The organism is Methylophaga sp. UBA5088 (assembly GCF_002414625.1).
Taxonomy (GTDB): domain Bacteria; phylum Pseudomonadota; class Gammaproteobacteria; order Nitrosococcales; family Methylophagaceae; genus Methylophaga; species Methylophaga marina.
On sequence record NZ_DIAC01000074.1, the window covers coordinates 4,077 to 7,269 of the forward strand.

At 44.3% G+C, this 3,193-nt stretch carries 4 protein-coding genes and 1 pseudogene; 2 read left to right on the forward strand and 3 right to left on the reverse strand.

The genetic code is table 11. The annotated features are described in order from the left end of the window. Positions 1 to 11: 11 nt before the first annotated feature. Positions 12 to 845 (reverse strand): cation transporter, encoded by an 834-nt coding sequence (locus B4K20_RS09370; RefSeq protein WP_036310922.1) that lies wholly within the window; start codon positions 843 to 845, stop codon positions 12 to 14. 198 nt (positions 846 to 1,043) lie between these two features. Next, positions 1,044 to 1,658, reverse strand: a complete 615-nt coding sequence (locus B4K20_RS09375; RefSeq protein WP_008290363.1) for an SHOCT domain-containing protein — start codon at positions 1,656 to 1,658, stop codon at positions 1,044 to 1,046. A 150-nt stretch (positions 1,659 to 1,808) separates the two neighbouring features. Between B4K20_RS09375 and cadR the strand changes: the two genes are divergently transcribed. Continuing rightward, a complete protein-coding gene (gene cadR / locus B4K20_RS09380; RefSeq protein ID WP_008290384.1) occupies positions 1,809 to 2,213 on the forward strand; it encodes a Cd(II)/Pb(II)-responsive transcriptional regulator in 405 nt (134 codons plus the stop codon). A 492-nt stretch (positions 2,214 to 2,705) separates the two neighbouring features. Continuing rightward, positions 2,706 to 2,833, forward strand: a pseudogene (locus B4K20_RS17025) (IS3 family transposase); the annotation flags it as partial. Positions 2,834 to 2,848: 15 nt separating this feature from the next. Here B4K20_RS17025 and B4K20_RS09385 read toward each other — a convergent pair. Beyond that, the coding region (locus B4K20_RS09385; protein WP_289282689.1) for a TnsA endonuclease N-terminal domain-containing protein at positions 2,849 to 3,193 on the reverse strand (345 nt) is incomplete at its 5' end.

The following is a 3,193-nucleotide window of genomic DNA, read 5'->3' on the forward strand; positions in this document are numbered from 1 at the left end:
ACGTTGAGGGACTAGTGACGCAGTTGTAATATGCGTCGGGCCCCATTCATCACAATAAGTCCTATCACCAAACCGATGATTAAGTCGGGGTAGTGTGAACCTGTCCATGAAACCAACAAACCTGCCAAGATAACGCCAGAATTGGCTATGACATCATTGGCGGAGAAAATCCAGCTGGCTTTCATATGAGCGCCGGCATGGCGTTTTTTTGCAATAAGAAGTAAGCAGGTCACATTAGCAGCGAGAGCGATTAGTCCCATCATGATCATAATGCTGGATAATGGTTCACTGCCATAGAGGAATCTTCGCAGGACTTCAGCTAGGACACCAACGGCAAGTATCAACTGCAACCAACCGGAAAAGTGCGCAGCACGCAGTTTCTTATTAGCGCTATACCCAACGGCATAGAGGGAGACGCCATAAACTGCGGCGTCTGCAAACATATCAAGAGAATCCGCAATCAACCCGGTTGATTCTGCCCACCATCCTACAAATAATTCAGTCACGAATAAGATGGCATTGATGGCCAGTAACCATTTTAGAATGCCCGCTTCTTGCTGTGAGCTTGTTTCTTCTGCATCCAGTACGTTGGTAAGTTCTTCATCTAGTACGGGCTCAGTTTTTTCAAGCGTTGCACCTAGATCCAATGATTGCATCCGCGACTCAATCGTTGTTGCATTGTCTCCGTGGAAGATGCGGACTTTACGATTAGGTGTGTCAAATTCAAGTATGACGCCGGGTTCAATCCCATCCAATGCCATGCGGATCATACCTTCTTCAGAAGGGCAGTCCATTTTTGGAACTTTGTATTCACTGACATAACTATATTCAGTCATATGACACATTACTCATCGGTGTATAGATAATAGTTATAAACTCTTGGGATTATTTGTACATTTACACTGCTTTGATAACCATTTTAAATGGCTTTAGAGGCTATACCAAGTGAGCAGCAATTCAATATGAATCGTGGGATGAACGCTGAAGGCCTTATTTCACACTGAGCAGAATAGCCAATATCGCTCACGAAAATACCGTCCTCACTAACGTTTATTCAAATCTTCGAGCATGCGTAAGTATTCCTTACGGTCGATTTCTCCCCGTGCATAACGGTCCTTGAGAATTTCGATAGCTGATTTCCCTGGGACAAGGGGTTCTTGTGGCCCTTGTGTATTTGCATCCGATGGCTGTGCAGCATGCTTTTGCAGGTAGGCTGTGATTGTGCGCAGCTCGTTTTCTGTAGGCGCCTTGATATTCATTGCTTTATTATTGCTGCTCATCCATTGCATGCGCGTATTCATGCGAGCCACGATGGTCGGCCAAGCTGGAGCCGTATGCTGTTTAGGGGTTGGTGATGCATGGCACTGCATGCAGTACTGCTTAATCAGCCGCGCCCCGGCCGAGTTCAGTTCAGGTAATTCCACCGTACCAGAGGCATTAGGCATCATCCCTCCCTTCATACCACCGCAGCGTCCTTCCCAACTTCCACCACAGGTACCACACATAGCTTGGGCGATTTTTTGACCATTATCGGCAGGGCGTTGAATCTCACGCGATTCAAAGGGGGTCTTATCAGCTGACATGACAGGTAATGCAGTTAGTGAAGTAGCCATTACGGTTACCGTACTGCCAAGTAACATACGATTGCGCTTATTCATGAGTGTTTACCTCTAGTAATGTTGAACTCTGTAGCACCTGAAATCTATTTTGACCTTCGTATTCAGTAAATGAAGCTTGATGAAGAATATTAAAAACCATATAGTTACTATAAGGTCAATAGAGAAAAATAAATGTTGGGGGGCCGGGAGATGCGTATTGGACAATTGGCGCAGTTGGTAGGGATCGAAACACAGACAATCCGCTTCTATGAACAGCAAGGATTGTTGTCACCGCCTGATCGACAAGAGAACGGTTATCGTAGTTATACGAAGATGCATGGAGAGCAGCTCACCTTTATACGGCGCTGCCGAAAACTGGATCTGTCACTCGTAGAAATTCACGAACTCCTAAGCTACCAGAAACATCCGCATCAACCTTGTTCCGCAATTAATAGCTTGCTCGATGACCACATATCTGACGTGCGAACCCAGATAACTTCTCTGCAAGCGCTTGAGAATCAACTTGTTTCACTAAGAGCGAGTTGTAGCAATGAGCGGGAAATTGAGACGTGTGGTGTTCTTGCTGAAATTAGTGATCCAAAGATACATTCCTAATTAGTTGTCGTTATTCCTACGCAGCTGACAGACAGAGATTTGTCAGATCAGATTCAGGTTTCATTTAGATTCTTAGCAGGTAATAAATATCGCAACGTTTTTCTAGGGCTTGTTGATCATTGATGTTCAAAACTCAATCAACCCGCACAGGCAGCTACATGATGCTGAAAGCAAGCATAAGCATGCCGTGATAATTACGCTAAATCTTGTCATAACGCATTGCAATAGCCTGAAAATGTTTGATTCTCGCAAAGACATTTCCAATCAGGTGTCTAGCGGTACAACACCGCTCCATACCCTGATTGCCAATACGATTATTTTAAAATCGTGAGGTTACTGGCCTCAGATTATGGCGCTTGACTTGATGCCTTAATGCTTCGCTATGATAGCCTTTGTCGGCAGTGACATTTTCGGCGGTGAGAGCGCATGCAATTAGGCTTTGAGCATAAACCACATCATTGACCTGACCGCCTGATAATTGTGCATGGACAGGAAGCAAGTAGCGACATCTTCGGTTACATCAAGATGCTTTACAACTCAAGACGACTATAAAATTTTAATAATCAACTGTCGCCTATCGAGTTTGAAAACCGATTTTCAAACGGCTGATAAATGTCTAGAAAATCGGTGGCTATTCACTGTGAGTCGGTCACAACACTATAGTCAAAACCATCAGTGTGCATTTGAGCTTTGATTGCGGCCGTTTTCTCAATGAATTCGGTCTTCTTAGTAACATGCAAAGGTTTTATTTCGACGAACTTACGCTTAGGTGTCGAATATCGAAATATTTCAAAATCTGGAAAGTGATATTTGTATTTGTCTTCCCGAGTGTACCGGTAGCGGATGGGCTGTGATGTATAGCCCCTTACATCATCATCAAACTCCAAATAATACATAAAGTCGCGTTCTATCTGCGATTCCCACTCCACAAGAACCTGCATCTTGGCACTCATAAAGCTACCAATAACGTTTTTGCGACC

Coding starts and splice junctions, on each gene's coding strand:
- B4K20_RS09370 (WP_036310922.1), bottom strand. CDS start 845: ATGTGTCATATGACTGAATATAGTTATGTCAGTGAATACAAAGTTCCA.
- B4K20_RS09375 (WP_008290363.1), bottom strand. CDS start 1,658: ATGAATAAGCGCAATCGTATGTTACTTGGCAGTACGGTAACCGTAATG.
- cadR (WP_008290384.1), top strand. CDS start 1,809: ATGCGTATTGGACAATTGGCGCAGTTGGTAGGGATCGAAACACAGACA.